Raw genomic sequence first — 19,450 nt, forward strand, 5'->3', positions numbered from 1 at the left:
GTTCCATGCACCTGCTGTCCACGCGCCCCGGCGGCTTTGTCGAGGACGAGAGCATCGTCACCCGCCTCGACCAGACGCCGGCCGACATCGTCATCCTGAGCTCGGCCGACACCACGCTGGCCCTGCTGTCCTCGGCCGTGGCCGCGCTGGCCGGGGCGTCGGCGGACTTTCCCTCGGTGCGGCTGGCCAATCTGCTGTACCTGCGCCAGCCGGCCTCGCTGGACCTGTATGTGGACGAGGTGCTGCGCCATGCGCGCGTGGTCATCGTGGACCACCTGGGCTCGGAATCGGCCTGGCCCTACGGCATCGAGCAGATCGGCTCGCTGGCGCGCCGCAAGGGGCAGCGCCTGGCCATGTTCTCGGGTGACCTGCAGGAAGACCCGCACCTGCTGGCGCGCAGCACGCTGCCGGCCGCCGCCTGCCGCCAGCTGTGGCAGTACCTGCGCTCGGGCGGCGCGGCCAATGCGCGCGAATTCCTCAAGGCCACCGTCTACCACGGGCTGGACCGGGGCGAGGCGCCGCTGCCGCCGCGCACCCTGCCGCAGGCGGCTGTCCACGTTCCCCCGGCGCTGTTCGCTGCCAGGAGCCATGCCCAGGTCCAGGCCCAGGCCCAGGCCCATGACGTGGCCGGCATCGACGACCTGCAGCGCGCCTGGACGCCGGGCGCGCCCACGGTGGCCCTGGTGTTCTACCGCTCCCACCTGCTGGCGGGCAACACGGCGGCCTTCGACGCCATGGCCCTGTCGCTGCAGCAGCGCGGCATGAACCCGCTGCCCGTGGCGCTGGACTCGCTCAAGGACCCGCTGTGCCTGGCCACCCTGCGCCAGCTCTGCGAAGACCATGCCGTGCAGCTGGTGCTCAACACCACGGCGTTCTCGGCGCTGGAATCGGGCACGGCCCTGGCCGGCGATGCGCCCGTGCTGCAGGTGATCGCCAGCGGCGGCAACCGCGAGGACTGGTGGGCCGACAGCCAGGGCCTGCGCCCGCGCGATATCGCCATGCAGGTGGTGCTGCCCGAGATGGATGGCCGCATCATCACGCGCGCCATCAGCTTCAAGGGCCTGTCCCACCGCTGCGCCTTCACCCAGGCCGACGTGGTGGCCTACCAGCCCGAGCCCGACCGCGTGGACTTCGTGGCCGACCTGGCCTGGCGCTGGTGCCGCCTGCGCAGCCTGCCCGCGCGCGACAAGCGCCTGGCCCTGGTGCTGGCCAACTATCCGGGCAGCGAAGGCCGCATCGGCAGCGGCGTGGGGCTGGATACGCCGGCCTCGGTGATCGCCATCCTGCAGCACCTGGCGGCCGAAGGCCATGAGCTGGGCGACCCCGCGCAGCTGCCCGCCGATGGCGAGGCGCTGATGCACACCCTGCAGCAGGGCATTGCCAACGACCCGGCCCAGTGGCCGCTGCGCCCGGCCTGGCAAAGCTATGCGCTGGACGAGTACCTGGCGCGCCTGGCCGCGCTGCCGGACGGCATGGCCGACGCCATCACGGCGCGCTGGGGCGCGCCCGAGGCCGACCCGCTGCTGCGCCAGGGCCGCTTCATGATCGCGGGCCTGCGCCTGGGCCATGTCTTTGTCGGCATACAGCCGGCGCGTGCATTGGTCGGTAAAGGCATGGGCGCGCAGGACTATGCGAGCTACCACGATGCCGAGCTGGTGCCGCCCCACGGCTACCTGGCCTTCTACTTCTGGCTGCGCGACCGCTTTGCCGTGGACGCCATGGTCCACGTGGGCAAGCATGGCAACCTCGAATGGCTGCCGGGCAAGAGTCTGGCGCTGTCGGGCGCGTGCTGGCCCGATGCCATCCTGGGCCCGCTGCCGCACCTGTACCCCTTCATCGTCAACGATCCCGGCGAAGGCGCCCAGGCCAAGCGCCGCAGCCAGGCCGTGATCATCGACCACCTGATGCCGCCGCTGACGCGCGCCGAAAACCACGGCCCGCTGCAGGATCTGGAGCGCCTGGTGGACGAGTACTACGACGCCCTGCTGGTCGATGCGCGGCGCGGCGCGCTGCTGCGCCGCCAGATCCTGGACATCGTGCGCCGCCAGCACCTGGACCAGGAGCTGGACCTGGCGTCCGGTGCCGCGCAGGACGACGATGCCGTGCTCGAACGCATAGACGCCTACCTGTGCGAGCTCAAGGAAACCCAGATCCGCGACGGCCTGCATGTCTTCGGCGCCTCGCCGCAGGGCCGCCAGCGCCGCGACACGCTGCTGGCGCTGGCGCGCTTCCCGTCGGACGAAGGCCAGGGCCTGATACAGGCGCTGGCCGCCGACCTGCTGGACAGCCCCGGGTTCGACCCGTTGCGCATGGAGCCCGCACGCCCCTGGACCGGCGCGCGCCCCGCCGCCCTGCAGGCCGTGAGCGACGAGCCCTGGCGCCATGAAGGCGACACGCGCGAGCGCCTGGAGCTGCTGGCGCAGCAACTGCTGGAAGGTGAGGCCCCGGCCGGTGACTGGCCGCAGACGCGCGCCGCGCTGGCGCAGGTGCATGCCGTGCTGGCGCCCGCGCTGGATGCCTGCGGCGGCGAGGAACTGCGCCAGCTGCTGCGCGGCCTGCAGGGCCGCTTCGTGCCGCCCGGGCCCAGCGGATCGCCCTCGCGCGGGCGGCCCGACGTGCTGCCCACGGGGCGCAATTTCTACACGCTGGACACGCGCGCCATTCCCACCCAGGCCGCCTGGGAGCTGGGCCAGCAGGCCACGCTCAGGCTGCTGGAGCGCTATCTGCAGGAGCATGGCGAGTACCCGCGCACCCTGGGCCTGTCGGTCTGGGGCACGGCCACCATGCGCACGGGCGGCGATGACATCGCCCAGGCCTTTGCGCTGATCGGCGTGCGCCCCAGATGGGCGCCCGGCAGCCAGCGCGTGGTGGACTTCGAGGTGGTGCCGCGCGTGGGCATGGGCCGGCCGCGCGTGGATGTGACGCTGCGCATCTCGGGCTTCTTCCGCGATGCCTTCCCCGGCGCCGTGCAGATGTTCGACGCGGCCGTGCAGGCCGTGGCCGCGCTGGACGAGGACGCCGAGGACAACCCCATACGCGCGCGCATCCTGGCCGAGGCCGAGCAGCTGCAGGCGCAGGGCATGGACGCCGTGCAGGCCCGCCTGCAGGCCGGCTGGCGCGTGTTCGGCGCGCCGCCCGGCCACTATGGATCGGGCCTGGGCGGACTGTTCCAGAGCGGCGACTGGCAGGGCGATGCCGACCTGGCCCAGGCCTACCTGGGCTGGAGCCAGCATGCCTACGGCCAGGACGCCGAGGGCGTGCCCGCAGGCGATGCGCTGCGCCGCCGCCTGGGTGAGCTCGACGTGGTGACCCACAACCAGGACAGCCGCGAGCACGACATCCTCGACTCGGGCGACTACTTCCAGTTCCAGGGCGGCATGGCCTCGGCCGTGCGCCACCTCTCGGGCCGCCAGCCCGCGCTCTACCACGGCGACCATGCCAACCCGGCCCAGCCGCGCGTGCGCTCGCTCAAGGAGGAGATTGCGCGCGTGGTGCGCTCGCGCGTCACCAATCCCAAGTGGATGGACGGCGCCAAGCGCCATGGCTACAAGGGCGCCTTCGAGATGGCGGCCACGGTGGACTATCTCTTCGGCTTCGACGCCACCACGCAGCAGGTGGGCGACCACCAGTACGCCCTGGTGGCCGACGCCTATGTGCTGGACGCGGCCACGCGCGACTTTCTCGTGCAGCACAATCCGCAGGCCCTGCGCGACATGCTGGAGCGCCTGCTCGAAGCCATGCAGCGCGGCCTGTGGGAGCAGCCTGGCGACTATCGCCAGCAGCTGGAAGACCTGCTGCTGGAACATGAAAACCATCTCGAAGGATTGCGCGCATGACCGCATCTCCTGACCTGGGCAGCGGCGCCCCGCCCGCGCTGCCGCCGCTGTTTCCCTTTGCCGCCATTGCCGGCCAGCCCCTGCTGTGCCAGGCGCTGCTGCTGGCCGCCATCGACCCGCAACTGGGCGGCGTGCTGATCGAGGGGCCGCGCGGCACGGCCAAGTCCACGGCCGCGCGCGCGCTGGCCGAGCTCATCGATGCCGCGCCCTTCGTCACGCTGCCGCTGGGCGCCTCGCTGGAGCATCTGGCCGGCTCGCTGGACCTGGGCCAGGCCATGGCCGGCCATGCGCTCAAATTCGCGCCCGGCCTGCTGGCGCGCGCCCATGGCGGCGTGCTCTATGTGGACGAGATCAACCTGCTGCCCGATGCCCTGGTCGATGTGCTGCTGGATGCCGCCGCCAGCGGCGTCAACGTGGTCGAGCGCGACGGCATCTCGCACCGCCACGCGGCGCGCTTCGTGCTGGTGGGCACCATGAACCCCGAGGAAGGCCAGCTGCGCCCGCAGCTGCTGGACCGCCTGGGCCTGTGCGTGCGCCTGGCCAATGTGCAGGATGCGGCCCAGCGCCAGGCCATCGTGCGTGCGCGGCTGCTGTTCGATGCCGACCCCGCAGCCTTCCGCGCCCGCCATGCAGACGCCCAGGCCGCGCTGGCCGCGCAGCTGCGCACGGCACGCGAGCGCCTGCAGCCGGCCGGCGCGCTGCCCTGGTCCGACGCGGTGCTGCAGGCCGCAGGCGCGCTGTGCATTGCCGCCCAGGTGGATGGCCTGCGGGCCGACCTGGTGCTGCTGCGTGCCGCACGCGCCTGGGCCGCCTGGCTGGGCGATGCCGAGGTCACGCCCGACCATGTGCAGGCCGTGGCCGAGTTGGTGCTGGTGCACCGCCGCAAGCCGGGGGCGCCGCAGCCGCAGCAGCCACAGCCGCAGCAGCCATCCCCACAGCAGGCGCCATCGAATCCGCCTTCGCAGTCGCCGGCACAAAGCCGGCCGCCTGACCAGGCCACGGCCAACGGCGAAAGCGGCAGCCAACCCTCCGAGGCCGACTGGGGCGCCATGCCGCCCGAGCCCGTGGGCCTGCTGCGTGTCGCCGTGCCTTCGTTGCTGGCCCGCGAGGCCGCAAAGCCCGGAGCGCCCGCCGCAAAAAAAGCCTGAGCCCTCGCGGCCCCGCGCCACAGGCAAGGGATGCGAGGGCGGGCCAGCAGGCGGCCAGCCAGCCCCGGCTGGCCCAGGCGCAAGGCGGGCCGCCCACCGGCAGCTGGGACTGGCCGCGCACGCTGGCCGCGCGCGGCGCCCAGGCGCTGGCGCCCGAACATCTGCAGCGCCGCCGCGAGCCGCCGCAGGCCACGCGGCTGCATTGCTTTGTGCTCGATTGCTCGGCCTCCATGGCCGCCAGCGGCGCACTGGCGCGGGCCAAGGGCGTGCTGCTATCGCTGATGGAAGAGGCCTACCGCCGCCGCGAGCAGGTGGCGCTGATCTGCTTTGCGGGCACGCGCGTGGAATTGCGCCTGCCGCCGCGCAAGGCTGCGGCCTGGAATGACGACTGGATCGCGCCCATCGGCGGGGGCGGCGGCACGCCGCTGCAGGCGGCCGTGGAGCAGGCGGGCCAGTTGCTGCAGCGCCATTGCGGCGCAGAGGCCTCCTGCCAGGGCTGGCTGTGGCTGCTCACCGACGGCCGCACGCGCGAGCGGCCCGCGCGGCCTGCGGCGGCGCAGGAGGCGGGCATCGTGGACTTCGAATCGGACCGCGTGCGCCTGGGCCGGGCGGCTGCGCTGGCCGCCGCCTGGGACGCACGCCATGTGCGGGCCGATGATTTCGCAGGCTGATCTGCGGCTCTGACGAGGTCAGGCCGGCCAGCTCAGCTCGAACAGCGCGCCGCCGCGCTCGCCCGGCAGGCATTGCGCCCGCCCGCCATGGGCCTGGGCAATGGCCTGGACCACGGCCAGGCCCAGTCCGCTGCCCTTGCTGGCCCCCACGCCGGCGTTTTTGCGGCTGCGGGCGCCTTCGCCGCGCTGGAAGGCGTCGAAGATGCGCGGCGCAAGGTCCGCCGCCACGCCGGGGCCGCTGTCTTCCACGCGCACGGTGCACAGGCCCTGGCGCACGCGCGCGGCCACCAGCAGGGGGCCGGGCTGCGCATACAGCATGGCGTTCTCCAGCAGGGCCAGCAGGGCCTGGCGTATGCGCACGGGGTCGCAGACCACGGGCTGCTCGTCCAGCTCCAGCGCCAGTTGCAGGCCCGCCTGCTCCAGCGCCGGCCCCACGGCCAGGGTCACCGATCGCACCTCGCCGGCCAGGCAGGTCTGGCGCAGCTCCAGATGCAGGTGGCCGTTGTCCTGCAGGCCCAGCAGGCGCAGATCGTCGATCAGGCGGGTCAGCCCCTCGACCTGGGTCATCAGGCTGGCCAGCATGTCCTTGCTGGGCAGGAAGACGCCATCGGACAGGCCTTGCAGCCGTCCGCTGAGGATGGTCACGGGCGTGCGCAGCTCATGGGCGATGGCCGCGCTCCAGAAGGCGCGCTCCTGCGCCATGCCTTCCAGGCGCTGGGCCAGGCTGTTGAAGTCGTGCACCAGCTGGGCGGCCTCGTGCAGCGCGCTGTCGTCGGTGTGCGCGCGCGCCGAGAGGTCGCCCTGGGCCAGCTGGCGCAGGCTGATGGCCACCGAGTCCAGCGAGGGCAGGATGCGCCGCGACAGCCGCGTGGCCACGAAGATGGCGATCAGCAGGGCGATGACCAGGGTCAGCAGCACCCAGGCCAGCTCCACGCTGGAGGGCATCCAGCCGTCGGAGACGCTGGCCGGGTGAAAGGTCAGCAGCAGTGCATAGAAGGCGTACGAACCCAGCACGCACAGCACGACCACGGCCAGCGTGACGGCCGACATGGTCAGCACCACCTGCCGGCGCAGGCCCGGCACTGCGCTCATGGATCCATCCCCAGCCGGTAGCCCACGCTGCGCACGCTGTCGGGCATGCCCTGCAGGCCCAGGCCTTCGAGCTTCTTGCGCAGCTTGCTGATGTGGCTGTCCACGGTGCGTTCCAGCGTGTGGCCTTCGGGCAGGCAACTGAGCAGCAGCTCGGCGCGGCTGAACACGCGCCGGGGCGAACGCACCAGGCTGGCCAGCAGGTTGAATTCGGTCACGGTGAGTTCGGGCACGTGCGTGGCGCCCTGCACCTGCACGCTGACCTCGCGGCTGTCCAGGTCCACGCGAAAGGGGCCGGCCTGCAGCAGCTTGGTATCGCGGAGCCGGCCCTGGCCGCAGCGGCGCAGCACGGCCTGCACGCGCGCCACGACCTCGGCCGCATTGAAGGGCTTGCCCACGTAGTCGTCCGCGCCAATGCGCAGGCCGATGAGCTTGTCCACGTCCTGGTTGAGGGCGGTGAGCATGATGACGGGCGTGTCGCCGCGCCGGCGGATTTCGGACAGCACCTGCCAGCCGTCGAGGCGTGGCATCTGCACGTCGAGAAGAACGAGATCGGGTTTCAAGTGGTGGTGCAGTTCAAGGGCCTGCTGGCCATCGGCGGCATGGACGGTGCGCAGGTCGCTGCGGGCCAGGTAGGCGCACAGGATGTCTGCGATCTCGGGCTCGTCCTCGGCAACGAGGATGAGCGATGTCGATGGCTGGAAAGGCAAGGGCTGGGCAATGATAGAAGCCATTTTGGGTCGCGGCGGCGGCTGTGTTCATCTCCATCGTTCTTCCACATTTCCCGGGCCGAAATGCCATCGAAAGAACGCAAGCTGTTTCCCTGTGCCGCCGCCATTGGCCGGCATGCGAAACAAAGCGATGAATATGAAGTCACAGCGGCAGTGCCGTATGAGCGGGTGGAGCGTTCAGCTTTTGCAGCGGCTCCCTGAGTGAATGGCCCTTGCGGCAACACGCCGCAGGCCGAAGCCGCACCGGCAGGAGTTTCCTTCATCCCCATGCCTCCTGGCAATCTGGATTTGCATCCGGATGGCCCCTCAGATGATTCGGCGCCAGGCGCCGTATTTTTTCCGCAGCGCGCCCTGGCGCGCATTGAAAACCAGACCTCGCGTCCATGCCACAGTTCTTCATTCACCGGCCCGTCTTTGCCTGGGTCATCGCGCTGTTCATCGTGCTGCTGGGCGTGCTTGCCATCCCGCAATTGCCGATATCGCGCTATCCCACGGTGGCGCCGCCCACGGTGAGCCTGTATGCCACCTATCCGGGCGCCACGCCCAAGACGCTCAATGATTCCGTGGTCTCGCTGATCGAGCGCGAGCTGTCCAGCGTCCGCCACCTGCTGTACTTCGAGTCCTCGGTGGACACCTCGGGCTCGGCCGAGATCAAGGCCACCTTCAAGCCCGGCACCAACCCGGAGCTGGCCCAGGTGGATGTGCAAAACCGCATCAAGGCCGTGGAGCCGCGCCTGCCGCAGGCCGTGCGCCAGAACGGGCTGCAGGTGGAGTCGGCCACGTCGAGCTTTCTGCTGCTGGTGGGCCTGATCTCGCCGGGCGGCGAGTTCGACGAGCTGGCACTCAATGACTACATGGCGCGCAACATCGTGGAGGAGCTGCGCCGCATCGAGGGCGTGGGCCGCGTGCAGCTGTTCGGTACCGAGCAGGCCATGCGCGTCTGGGTCGATCCGGCCAAGCTGATCTCCTACGGGCTGTCCATGGGCGACCTCACCCAGGCCATACAGCAGCAGAACATGCAGATCGCCCCGGGCCGCGTGGGCGATGCGCCGACCGCGCCGGGCCAGCGCGTGACCACGCCGCTGACGGTGCAGGGCCAGCTGACCTCGCCCGCGCAGTTCGCGGCCATCGTGCTGCGCGCCCATGCCGACGGCTCCCGCCTGGTGCTGGGCGACGTGGCGCGCGTGGAGCTGGGCGCGCAGTCCTATGCCTTCTCCAACCGCGAGGACGGCAAGCCCGCCACCAGCGCCGCCGTGCAGCTGTCGCCCGGCGCCAATGCCGTGCGCACGGCCGCTGCCGTGCAAAAGCGCATGGCCGAGCTGGCCTCCATCCTGCCGAAGGGCATGCAGCACACCATCTCGTTCAACACCGCGCCCTTCGTCAAGATCTCCATCGAGAAGGTGGTGCAGACCCTGGTCGAGGCCATGGTGCTGGTCTTCCTGGTGATGTACCTGTTCCTGCAGAACCTGCGCTACACGCTGATCCCGGCCATCGTGGCGCCCGTGGCGCTGCTGGGCACCTTCGCCGTGATGCTGGTGGCGGGCTTTTCCATCAACGTGCTGACCATGTTCGGCATGGTGCTGGCCATCGGCATCATCGTGGATGACGCCATCGTCGTGGTCGAGAACGTGGAGCGCCTGATGGCCGAGGAGGGCCTGTCGCCGCGCGATGCCACGCTCAAGGCCATGAAGGAGATCACGGGCGCCATCATCGGCATCACCCTGGTGCTGACGGCGGTGTTCATTCCCATGGCGTTCGCCAGCGGCTCGGTGGGCGTGATCTACCAGCAGTTCACGCTGTCCATGGCCGTGTCCATCCTGTTCTCGGCCTTCCTGGCCCTGAGCCTGACGCCGGCGCTGTGCGCCACCTTGCTCAAGCCGGTGGCGGCAGGCCACCACGAGAAGAAAGGCTTCTTCGGCTGGTTCAACCGCGGCTTCGAGCGGCTGACGAACCGCTACGAGGCCCATGTCACGGGCCTGGTCCGGCGCACGGGCCGCATGATGCTGCTGTTCGCGGCCATCGTGGCCATCCTGGTGTTTGCGCTGCGCCAGCTGCCATCGGCTTTCCTGCCCGAGGAGGACCAGGGCTACTTCATGACCTCCATCCAGCTGCCGGCCGATGCCACGGCCGAGCGCACGCTGGACGTGGTAAAGCGCTATGAGGAGCATGTGGCGCAGCGCCCCGGCATCGCCTCCAGCATCTCGGTGCTGGGCTTCAGCTTCGCGGGCTCGGGCCCGAACGCGGCCATGGCCTTCACCACGCTCAAGGACTGGGACCAGCGCAACGGCGCCACGGCCGGCGAGGAAGTCTCGCTCGCGCAAAAGGCCATGGAACACGCGCCCGAGGGCGCCATCATGGTGCTGCAGCCCCCGGCCATCGACGAGCTGGGCACTTCCTCGGGCTTCACCATGTACCTGCAGGACCGCACGGGCCAGGGCCATGCCGCGCTCAAGTCGGCCACCGACCAGTTGCTGGCGCTGGCCGGCAGCAGCAGCGTGCTGGGCTCGGCCTACCAGGACAGCCTGCCTTCGGGCACCAGCGTGCGGCTGGAGATCGACCGCCAGAAGGCCCAGGCCCTGGGCGTGGGCTTTGCCGCCATCAGCGAGACGCTGTCCACGGCCATGGGCTCGCTGTACGTCAACGACTTCCCCAACGCGGGACGCATGCAGCAGGTCATCGTGCAGGCCGACGCGCCCGCGCGCATGCAGATCGATGATGTGCTCCGGCTGAACGTGCGCAACGCTGCGGGCGGCATGGTGCCGCTGGCCGAGTTCGCCACGCCCGTGTGGTCCGAGACGCCGCTGCAGCTGGTGCGCTACCAGGGCTTCCTGGCGTCGCGCATCTCGGGCACGCCTGCGCCCGGCACATCCAGCGGCGCGGCCATGGCCGAGATGGAGCGGCTGGTGGCCCAGCTGCCGCCCGGCTTTGCCGTGGCCTGGACCGGCCAGTCGCTGCAGGAGCGCCAGTCGGCCGCGCAGGCGCCCCTGCTCATGGCCCTGTCCATGCTGGTGGTCTTTCTGGTGCTGGCCGCGCTGTACGAGAGCTGGTCCATCCCGCTGTCGGTGATGCTGGTCGTGCCCCTGGGCCTGCTGGGCGCGGTGGCGGCCGTGCTGCTGCGCGGCATGCCCAACGATGTGTTCTTCAAGGTGGGCCTGATCACCATCATCGGCCTGTCGGCCAAGAACGCCATCCTGATCGTGGAATTCGCCAAGCAGCTGCGCGAGGAAGGCCAGGACCTGCGCGAGGCCGCCATCAAGGCCGCGCGCCTTCGGCTGCGGCCCATCCTCATGACCTCGCTGGCCTTTGCGCTGGGCGTGGTGCCGCTGATGCTGGCCTCGGGCGCCAGCGCCGAGACCCAGCACGCCATCGGCACGGGCGTGTTCGGCGGCATGGTCAGCGGCACGGTGCTGGCCGTGTTCTTCGTGCCCGTCTTCTTCGTCTTCGTCCTTGAATGGCAGCGGCGCATCGCCGGGCCGCGCGGCAGCGCGCGCCGGCCGCCGCCCGCTGCGGACCCCGGAACATAAACACATGCCCCTCTGGATCGCGCTCAACGCCCTGTGCTTTCAGGGCCGCCCGCCGGCACAGTCTTCGAACCCTTGCGCGCCATCGGCGCCTGCAGCCCCCGCGCGGCAGGCCGGGCCCACCGGACCCGAGCCGCCGCGTGCAAACGCCGGTGCGCATGCCGGCCCCCTTGGCGCCGACGGCGCCGATGGCGCCCCCTCCGGCACGGCCAGCACGTCCGTCCCATGATTTCTATAATGGCGGCTTCGTTCACCATTGCAGGAGGTATTCGTCCCATGCGCCATTGATGCTGCCGCTGTCCCAGCGGCCCGCTTTTCCCGACCCTGCCCACCGCACGCGCAATGCATGCAAAGCGGCAAGGAACTGCGTTGGCATCCATGAACCGCGATATGACGAATACCACGATCACGCTCGACGGCGTTTCCTGCGTGCTGCCCGATGGCAGCCCCCTTTTCTCCGATCTTTCCGAAACCCTGGACCACCGCCGCACCGGCCTGGTGGGGCGCAACGGCGTGGGCAAGTCGCGGCTGGCGCGCATCCTGGCCGGGCTGGATGCGCCCTCGCAGGGCCGCTGCCTGCGCTCGGGGCAGGTGCTGTACCTGGCCCAGCGCACGGACTGGCACGACCAGCCTTCGGTGGCGGCGCTGGCCGGGCTGCAGCCCGCGCTGGAGGCGCTGGCCCGCATCGAGGCCGGCAGTTGCGAGCCCCGCGACTTCGAGCTGCTGGCCGACCGCTGGGACCTGCGCCAGCGCCTGCAGGCCCAGCTGGAGCTGGCGGGCCTGGGCCATCTGCGTGCCGATACGCCGGGCCACGCCCTCAGCGGCGGCGAGGCCATGCGCGCGGCCCTGGCGGGCGCGCTGCTGTCGGGCGCCGACCACCTGGTGCTGGACGAGCCCAGCAACCACCTGGACCGCGAAAGCCGCCAGGCCCTGGCCGCGCAGCTGCAGCGCTGGCCCGGTGGCCTGGTCGTGGTCAGCCATGACCGCAGTCTGCTGCAGGGCATGGAACGCATCGTGGAGCTGTCGCCGCAGGGGCTGCGCAGCTACGGCGGCGGCTACGCCTTCTATGCCGAAGCCAAGGCGCGCGAGATGGCCTCGGCGGTGCAACTGCTGGAGCAGCGCAAGCTGGAGCGGCGCCGCGAAACGCAGCAGCTGCGCGAGCAGCAGGAGCGCCAGCAGCGCCGCGAGGCGCGCGGCCGCCGCCAGGGCCAGGAGGCCAACCAGGCGCGCATTCTGCTGGACCGGCAAAAGGAGCGCAGCCAAGCGTCGGCCGGCCGCCTGCGCCGCCAGCATGCAGACACGCGCGAGGCGCTGGACCAGCGCGTGCGCGAGGCGGCGCGCCAGATCGATCTGCAGGCCGGCATCCGCATGCAGGCGCCGCCACCGGTAGGCGCTGCCTGCGACGTGGTGGCGCTGCTGGACGATGTGCTGCTGCCGTTTTCCCCGGGGCCGCGCCTGAACCTGTCTCTGTACGGCGGCCAGCGCCTGGCCGTGACCGGTCCCAACGGCTGCGGCAAGACGCGCCTGCTCGATGTGCTGTCAGGCCGCCTTGCGCCCCAGGCGGGCGAGGTGCGCCGCATGCAGGCCTGTGCCTACCTGGACCAGCGCCTGTCCCTGTTGCAGCCCGGGCGCACGGTGATGGAGCAGTTGCAGGACGCCTGCCCCGGCACCCCCGTGGATGTGCTGCGCACGCGCCTGGCCTGGCTCGGACTGGCGGCCCGGCAGGTGGAGCAGCCCGCGGGGCGGCTCAGCGGCGGCGAGCAGCTCAAGGCCGCCCTGGCCTGCGCGCTGCATGCCGAGCCGCCCGCGCCCCTGCTCCTGCTGGACGAGCCCTGCAACCACCTGGACCTGCCTTCCCTGCAGGCGCTGGAGGCCATGCTGCGCGGCTACGCCGGCACGCTGGTTGTGGTCTCGCATGACGAGGATTTTCTGCAGGCCATCGGGCTGACCGAACGCCTGGTGTGGTCGCCGCAGGGCTGGCGAATGGAGCCCGCCTAGCTTTCCTGCGCTATCAGCGCCTGCAGTGCGCGCACATCGGTCACCAGCAGCGCCTGGCGCCCCTCCTTGCGCAGCAGGCCGCGCCGGGTGAGGGCGCCCAGCTCGCGCGTGACCTGCTCGCGGTTGGTGCTGATCTTGCTGGCCAGCACCGAGTGCGAAGGCACGGGGCTGATGAGGGCCGTGTGCTCGGGCGATACGCCCGCCTCCCGGGCCAGGCGCAGCAGCTCCCTGTGCAGGCGCGTGGGCACGCCCAGGGTGCTCAGTTCCATGACGCGGTCGGTCAGCCGCCGCACCAGGCCGGCCAGACCTTCCATCATGCGCAGGGCAACGGCGGGCTCGCGCGCCAGCAGGGCCAGGAAGTCCTGGCGCGAGAGGCTGGCCAGCAGCGAGGATTCCAGGGTGACCACATCGGTGGAGCGGGCCTGGCCGTCGATGGCCGCCAGGTCGCCGAAGTGCTCGCCGGGCCCGTAGTCGCGGAAGCTGACCTCGCGCCCGCCCGGCGAATAGGTGGTGATGCGCACGCGCCCGCTGACCAGGAAGAACACGTCGCTGCCCGTGGAGCAGCGGTTGAACACGGGCTGGCGGGCCTGCAGCGGGCGCCATTCGCAGTCGGCGGCGATGCGGTCCAGGCTGGCGGTGCCCAGGCCCTCGAACAGGGTGATGCCGCGCAGGGCGAAGCTGGAGGGCTGGGTGGGGTGGGCCATGGAACCAATAGCGGGCGGAATGTACAAAGATTCTGGATCGGGCTGCGCTGTCCCAAGTTCCTTCAAGCCGCCATTGTTCCTGTCTTGTCCTGCCGTCGGGCGCATCATCCGTTTCCATGGCCCGTGTCCTTCCTCCGTCCCTGCGCAGTCTCCACTGGTCCACCGGCCTGGTGCTGTGGACCTATGCGGCGCTGCACCTGTCCAACCATGCCCTGGGCCTGGTCTCGCTGGCCACGGCCGAGGCCGTGCGCGAGGTGATCCACGGCGTGTGGCGATCCCTGCCCGGCAGCCTGCTGCTCTACGGCGCGCTGGCCGTGCACATGGGGCTGGCGCTGCAGGCGCTGGCGCGGCGGCGCAGCCTGCGCATGCCGGCGCTGGAGGCCGTGCGGCTGCTGCTGGGCCTGGGCCTGCCGCTGCTGCTGGCCCTGCACGTGCCGGCCACGCGGCTGGCACAGGAGGCCTGGGGCGTGGACCCCTCATATGCGCGCATCGTGCGTTCTTCCTGGAATCCATCCAGCATGGCCATCCAGCTGCTGCTGATGACGGCTGCCTGGACCCATGGCTGCATGGGCCTGCACATGGCCCTGCGTGCGCGCGGCTGGTGGCGGCGCTGGCAGCCGCTGCTGCTCACGGCCGCCGTGCTGCTGCCCGTGCTGGCGGCGCTGGGCATCGTCTCCATGGCGCGCGAGATCGCGGCGGCCGGTGTGCCAGCGCCGGCCGGCCCCTCGCCCGAGGCATCGCAGTGGCTGCGCGCGCTGACGACCGGGCTGCGCCAGGGCTGGCTGGCCTGCCTGGCCGCGCTGCTGGCCGGCCCCTGGCTGTGGCGGCGCATGCGCCTGCGCGGCGCCCGCCAGGTGCTGCTGCACTATCCGGGCCGCACGGTGCAGGTGCCCCAGGGCATGAGCGTGCTCGAAGCCAGCCGCGAGCATGGCATTGCCCATTTGTCGCTGTGCGGCGGCAGGGCGCGCTGCTCCACCTGCCGGGTGCGCGTGTCCGGCCCGGCGGCCCACCTGCCCGCGCCGGGGCGCGATGAGCGCCTCACGCTGGAGCGCGTGGGTGCGCCGCAGGACGTGCGGCTGGCCTGCCAGCTGCGGCCCACGGGCGATGTGCAGGTGGCGCCGCTGTTTCGCTCGCCGGCAGCCGCCCAGGCCGGGCGCGCGGGCCAGGAGCGCGAGGTCCGCGAAGTGCGCGAGGTGGCCATCCTGTTCGTGGACCTGCGCCGCTGGTCCGGCCTGGCCGAGCGGCAATGGCCCGTGGACCTGTCCTGGGTGCTGGACCAGTATTTCGAGCGCGTGGGCCAGGCCGTGCACGACAGCGGCGGCATGGCCAACCAGTTCATCGGCGACAGCGTGATGGCCATCTTCGGCTTGGACACCGACCTGGACACGGCCTGCCGCCAGGCCGTGCAGGCCAGTGCCCTGATAGACCGGCGCATGCAGGAGTGGAGCGCGAGCTTCGAGGCGCAGTTCGGTCAGCCGGTGGATTTCGGCATGGGGCTGCACGCGGGGCGCGCCGCCGTGGGGCGCGTGGGCTTCGAGCACACCACCACCTTCACGGCCGTGGGCGAGGTGGTCAACACGGCCAGCCGCCTGCAGGAATACACCAAGAGCGCCCAGGCGCGGCTGGTGCTGTCGCTGGAGGTGGCGCGCCGCGCGGGCGTGGCCGATGGCCTGGGTGAAGTCCGGCAGGTGCAGGTGCGCGGGCGCTCCGAGCCCTTGCAGGCCCTGCATGTGGCGCGGCCCGGCCTGCAGTGGCCCTGAGCGTGGATGGTGGGCGCGGGAACCGGAGAGTTTGCGCAAAGCTGTGCGTTTAGGCACTGACGTGCAGGCGGGCGAAGACGAGACTGCAGCCATGCAGAACGCAATCACGCGCTGCAGGATTTGACAAAGGATTCGCCATGAAGCACGCAAAGACCCTCTTCGCCATCACCGCCCTTTCTGCCGCACTTTCCTCCGCGTTGTGGCCGGGCATGGCCTCGGCCGCACCGGCCGCCACGGTATCTGCAGAAACCTGGTTCGGCGCCGAGCCCGCCAGCTCCGGCCCCGCGCGGTCGCGCGCCGAAGTGCAGGCCGACCTGGCCCTGTGGAACCGCGCCGGCCTCAACGTCTACCGCGAGTCCGATGTGAACCACTGGGATGCCGACTACCAGCAGCGCCTGGCCCAGTACCAGCGCATGCGCAGCGGCCCCGAGTACCTGGCCGAAGTGCAGCGCCTGGGCGGCTCGGTGAAAGCGGCCGAAGGCCAGGGTTCCGGCCGTGTCCCGGGCTGATGCGATGACGCGCGCCGCCACGCATTCCACTGCCCATGCCGCCGCATCGCCCTGGGCCGACTTCGCACCGCTGCTGGCCCGGGTGCTGCTGAGCCTGCTGTTCATCTACAGCGGCATCGGCAAGCTGATGGGGCCGGAGGGCACCATGGCCTATATCGCCAAGGCGGGCCTGCCGCTGCCCATGCTGTCGTATGCCATGGCGCTGGTGGTGGAACTGGGCGTGGCCACGGCCCTGCTGCTGGGCTGGCGCACCCGCGAGGCCGCGGCCGTGATGGCCGTGTTCAGCGTCATGTCGGCGCTGATGTTCCACAACCAGTTCGGCGACAAGGGCCAGCTGGTGCAGTTCCTGAAGAACCTGGCGATCGCCGGGGGATTCGTGCAACTGATGCTGGCGCCCGTGGCGCGCTGGAGCCTGGACGCGCGGCGCAAGGCCTCGCGTTGAGCACGAGCCAGTGATTCCTGGCGCTGTGCGTTGCCCATAGCCCATGAAACCGGCGCGCCCGAAAAGCCAGGGACACCGAGGAAGGGCCGCCCCGCCCCGAGGGTGTCGTCCCCCTCCCTCGCGAAGCGAGTAGAGAGGGGGAAGCGGCGTCAGCCGCTCAGGGGGTGTCTTTGTCTCACACCTTGATGCCTTTTTCAGCCAGGCGTCGGGCATAGGCGGCCAGGATCAGCCGCTCCGAATGCACCAGGTATTCATTGAGCGCGGCAGCGGCCTCGGCCGGCTTGCCGTCCTCGAACTGCTGCAGGATGCGCGCATTCATGTCCACATAGGGCGCATGCAGGAAGTGCGGATCGCGCAGCAGGCCGAAGGCCAGGCGCAGCTCGGCCAGCAGGTGCTCGAACATGGTGTCCAGGCGCTCGCTGTCGGCCAGCTGCACCACGGCCTTGTGGAAACTCATGTTGGCCGTGCCCACGCCGGACCAGTCCTGGGCCTCGCGGTGGCGCTGGGCCGCTTCCACGGCTTCGCGCATCAGGCTGCGCGCCGGGTGCATGGGATAGGCCTGGGCCAGGGCCTGGCACTCCACCATGCGGCGCACGCGGTAGATGTCGATGATGGAGGCGATGCTGGGCGCCGCCACCGACACGCCCTTGTTGGGCTCGTGCACCAGCAGCCCCTCCTTGGTCAGCAGCCGGAAGGCCTCGCGCAGCGTGTTGCGCGAGATCTGCAGGCTTTCGCTGAGCGAGGCTTCCGACAGCTTCTGCCCGGGCTCCCAGGCACCATCGATGAGCTTGCTGCGCAGCTGCTCGGTCACGCGGTCGGTCAGGTTGAGGATGTCGGTGCTGCGGGTCATGGTGGTCGGGATGCAAGGGCCAGAGCGCAGTGTAGCCAGCGCCGGGCCGGTCGCCGGTTTCGTGCAGTGCTCAGATGGGGTGTTGCAGCCTGGCGAAGGCCTGCAGCGTGCTGTCCACGGCGGCATCGTCGATATGGCGGTGCGTGACCAGGCGCAGCAGGCCGGCGCTGCCCGTGCGCACCAGCACGCCGGCCTGGGCCAGGCGTGCTTGCCACAGGCGCGCTTCGGCCGCGCTGGTGTCAACGCGAACCTGGACGATGTTGGTCTGCGGCAGTTCGGCCGCGCACCATGCCGGGTCGATGGCGCGCAGGCCCTGGTGCAGGCGGCAGGCGCGCGCATGGTCGTCGGCCAGGCGCTCGACCATGTGCTCCAGCGCCACCAGCCCTGCCGCCGCAATCACGCCGGCCTGGCGCAGGGTGCCGCCGAGCATGCGCCGTATGGTGCGCGCCCGCGCGATGAAGTCGGCCGGCCCCATGAGCACCGAGCCCACGGGCGCGGACAGCCCCTTGGACAGGCAGACGGTGACCGAGTCCGTGTGCGCAGCCATCTCGCGGCAGGACAGGCCCAGTGCCACGGCGGCATTGAACAGGCGCGCGCCATCGGTGTGCACGGGCACGCCATGGCGGCAGGCCAGCGCATGCACGGCGGCCAGCGCCTGGGGCCCGGCCACGGTGCCGCCCCGCGCATTGTGCGTGTTCTCCACGGCCACCACCGCGCTGGGGCAGCGTGCGGAGATGGCGGTGTCCAGCGCCGCCTCCAGCGCGGGCAGGGCGATCAGGCCGCCGTCGCCGGCCAGGCTGCGGTAGTGCATGCCGGTCAGGCCCGCGGCGGCGCGCTCGGCGTTCAGCAGATGGCTGCCGGCCTCGGCCAGCACCTCGCCGGGCATGCGGCCATGGGCGAGCACGGCCACCAGATTGCCCATGGTGCCGCTGACCACGAACAGGCCCGCAGCCTTGCCGAAGCGCTGGGCTGCGGTCTCCTCGAGCGCGCGCACGGTCGGGTCGCCGTCCAGGCCGTCATCGCCCAGCGGGGCGCGGGCCATGGCTTCGAGCATCTGCGGCGTGGGGCGCGTGACGGTATCGCTGCGCAGGTCGATGGCGTCGGGAAGAGGGTGCAGGCTGGACATCAGTCGGCCTTGATGTTGCGTTCCTTGACGACGCGCGCCCAACGCGCCGCGTCGGTCTCCATCTGGGCGCCGAACTCTGCCGCAGTGCGGGGCGTCAGCTCCAGCCCCAGGGACTGCAGCTTGGCCTGCAGCGTGGGCGTGGCCATGGCGCGGGCCACGGCATCGTGCAGCGTGGTCTGGATGCCGGAGGGCAAACGGGCAGGCCCCAGCAGGCCGAACCAGTGCAGCACGGTCAGGCCGCGCACGCCGCTTTCGCCCAGCGTGGGAACCTGGGGGAGGGCCGGCGAGCGTTGGGCGCTGGTGGTGGCCAGGGCGCGCAGCGCACCGCTTCGGATATGCGGGATCACGGTGGGTGCCGAGGCGAACATGCTCTCGGTATGCCCGGCAACCACATCGGCAATGGCCTGCCCCGAGCCCTTGTAGGGGATGTGGGTGATGAAGGTGCCGGTCTGCTGCTTGAACAGCTCACCCGCCAGATGCGTGGCCGTGCCCGTGCCGCCCGATGCAAGGTTGAGCCGGCCCGGCTGCGCTTTGGCCAGGGCCACGAATTGCTTCACGCTCTGCGCCTTGAAATTCGGGTTGACGGCCAGCACCAGCGGCGATGATCCGATCAGGGCCACGGGCGTGAAGTCCTTGAGCGCGTCGTAGGGCGTCTTGTACAGGCTGGGCGTGATGGTGTGCGGCATGTCGGCCATCAGCAGCGTGTAGCCGTCAGGCGCGGCCCGCGCCACCATTTCTGCGCCCAGCATGGCCGAGGCCCCGGGCCTGTTGTCCACGACCACGGGCTGGCCCAGTTCACGCGACAGTTCCGTGCCCAGCGCGCGAGCGATGTTGTCCGAGCCGCCACCGGCCGTATAGGGAACGATGATGCGCACGGGCTGCGCCGGCCATTTCTGCGCCGGCGCAAGGCCGGGCAGGGCAGCGGCGGCCAGGATGAGCAGGCGGCGTGGCACGCCGCGGTGGGAAGCGCAGGGCACAAGGCGGTGGCGTTCGGCAGGCATGGCGAGAACTCCTTGGTGCGGCGAGAGAAAGAGACCATCGCGGCCCGGCCCGCAAGCCGCCACC

14 protein-coding genes are annotated in these 19,450 nt (G+C 71.1%); 8 read left to right on the forward strand and 6 right to left on the reverse strand.

What is annotated here, in order from left to right; all coding sequences use genetic code 11:
- Positions 1 to 5: 5 nt before the first annotated feature.
- From cobN to GRX31_RS11550, 3 genes are all read left to right on the forward strand, one after another.
- Complete coding sequence (cobN, locus tag GRX31_RS11540; protein WP_160852774.1) at positions 6 to 3,836, forward strand: cobaltochelatase subunit CobN; 3,831 nt, start codon at positions 6 to 8, stop codon at positions 3,834 to 3,836.
- Positions 3,833 to 4,984 carry an ATP-binding protein gene (locus GRX31_RS11545; protein WP_160852776.1) on the forward strand — a complete coding sequence of 384 codons (1,152 nt, stop codon included), beginning with the start codon at positions 3,833 to 3,835 and terminating at the stop codon, positions 4,982 to 4,984. Before cobN ends, GRX31_RS11545 begins: the two co-directional genes overlap by 4 nt.
- Positions 4,985 to 5,193: 209 nt before the next feature.
- Positions 5,194 to 5,655 (forward strand): vWA domain-containing protein, encoded by a 462-nt coding sequence (locus tag GRX31_RS11550; protein WP_337193889.1) that lies wholly within the window; start codon positions 5,194 to 5,196, stop codon positions 5,653 to 5,655.
- An 18-nt stretch (positions 5,656 to 5,673) separates the two neighbouring features.
- Here GRX31_RS11550 and GRX31_RS11555 read toward each other — a convergent pair whose 3' ends face one another.
- Positions 5,674 to 6,747 (reverse strand): ATP-binding protein, encoded by a 1,074-nt coding sequence (locus GRX31_RS11555; RefSeq protein ID WP_016448780.1) that lies wholly within the window; start codon positions 6,745 to 6,747, stop codon positions 5,674 to 5,676.
- Positions 6,744 to 7,478 carry a response regulator gene (locus GRX31_RS11560; RefSeq protein ID WP_016448779.1) on the reverse strand — a complete coding sequence of 245 codons (735 nt, stop codon included), beginning with the start codon at positions 7,476 to 7,478 and terminating at the stop codon, positions 6,744 to 6,746. The genes GRX31_RS11555 and GRX31_RS11560 overlap by 4 nt, the downstream gene beginning before the upstream one ends.
- 380 nt (positions 7,479 to 7,858) lie before the next feature.
- Here GRX31_RS11560 and GRX31_RS11565 point away from each other — a divergent pair, with 380 nt between their 5' ends.
- Both GRX31_RS11565 and GRX31_RS11570 read left to right on the forward strand, forming a co-directional pair.
- Positions 7,859 to 10,999, forward strand: a complete 3,141-nt coding sequence (locus tag GRX31_RS11565) for an efflux RND transporter permease subunit (protein ID WP_160852778.1) — start codon at positions 7,859 to 7,861, stop codon at positions 10,997 to 10,999.
- Positions 11,000 to 11,374: 375 nt separating this feature from the next.
- Positions 11,375 to 12,994: an ABC-F family ATP-binding cassette domain-containing protein gene (locus GRX31_RS11570; protein WP_160852780.1), complete on the forward strand. Its 1,620-nt coding sequence runs from the start codon at positions 11,375 to 11,377 to the stop codon at positions 12,992 to 12,994.
- Here the strand turns inward: GRX31_RS11570 and GRX31_RS11575 are convergent.
- Positions 12,991 to 13,698 carry a Crp/Fnr family transcriptional regulator gene (locus GRX31_RS11575; protein WP_160852782.1) on the reverse strand — a complete coding sequence of 236 codons (708 nt, stop codon included), beginning with the start codon at positions 13,696 to 13,698 and terminating at the stop codon, positions 12,991 to 12,993. The genes GRX31_RS11570 and GRX31_RS11575 overlap by 4 nt on opposite strands.
- A gap of 116 nt (positions 13,699 to 13,814) precedes the next feature.
- Here GRX31_RS11575 and GRX31_RS11580 point away from each other — a divergent pair, with 116 nt between their 5' ends.
- The 3 genes from GRX31_RS11580 to GRX31_RS11590 all read left to right on the forward strand — a co-directional run bounded on the left by GRX31_RS11580 (position 13,815) and on the right by GRX31_RS11590 (position 16,409).
- Positions 13,815 to 15,458 (forward strand): adenylate/guanylate cyclase domain-containing protein, encoded by a 1,644-nt coding sequence (locus tag GRX31_RS11580; protein WP_160852784.1) that lies wholly within the window; start codon positions 13,815 to 13,817, stop codon positions 15,456 to 15,458.
- Between the two features lie 137 nt (positions 15,459 to 15,595).
- A complete protein-coding gene (locus GRX31_RS11585; RefSeq protein WP_160852786.1) occupies positions 15,596 to 15,967 on the forward strand; it encodes a DUF4148 domain-containing protein in 372 nt (123 codons plus the stop codon).
- On the forward strand, positions 15,954 to 16,409 hold the full coding sequence (locus tag GRX31_RS11590) for a DoxX family protein (protein WP_337193890.1): 456 nt from the start codon (positions 15,954 to 15,956) through the stop codon (positions 16,407 to 16,409). Before GRX31_RS11585 ends, GRX31_RS11590 begins: the two co-directional genes overlap by 14 nt.
- Positions 16,410 to 16,584: 175 nt before the next feature.
- Here GRX31_RS11590 and GRX31_RS11595 read toward each other — a convergent pair whose 3' ends face one another.
- The 3 genes from GRX31_RS11595 to GRX31_RS11605 form a co-directional block, all read right to left on the reverse strand.
- Positions 16,585 to 17,259: a GntR family transcriptional regulator gene (locus tag GRX31_RS11595; protein WP_016448773.1), complete on the reverse strand. Its 675-nt coding sequence runs from the start codon at positions 17,257 to 17,259 to the stop codon at positions 16,585 to 16,587.
- 70 nt (positions 17,260 to 17,329) lie between these two features.
- On the reverse strand, positions 17,330 to 18,385 hold the full coding sequence (locus tag GRX31_RS11600; RefSeq protein WP_160852788.1) for a threonine aldolase family protein: 1,056 nt from the start codon (positions 18,383 to 18,385) through the stop codon (positions 17,330 to 17,332).
- A complete protein-coding gene (locus GRX31_RS11605) occupies positions 18,385 to 19,386 on the reverse strand; it encodes a tripartite tricarboxylate transporter substrate binding protein (RefSeq protein ID WP_160852790.1) in 1,002 nt (333 codons plus the stop codon). Before GRX31_RS11605 ends, GRX31_RS11600 begins: the two co-directional genes overlap by 1 nt.
- Between the last annotated feature and the right edge of the window lie 64 nt (positions 19,387 to 19,450).

Source organism: Delftia sp. CH05, assembly GCF_009827015.1.
Classification (GTDB): Bacteria; Pseudomonadota; Gammaproteobacteria; order Burkholderiales; family Burkholderiaceae_C; genus Comamonas; species Comamonas tsuruhatensis.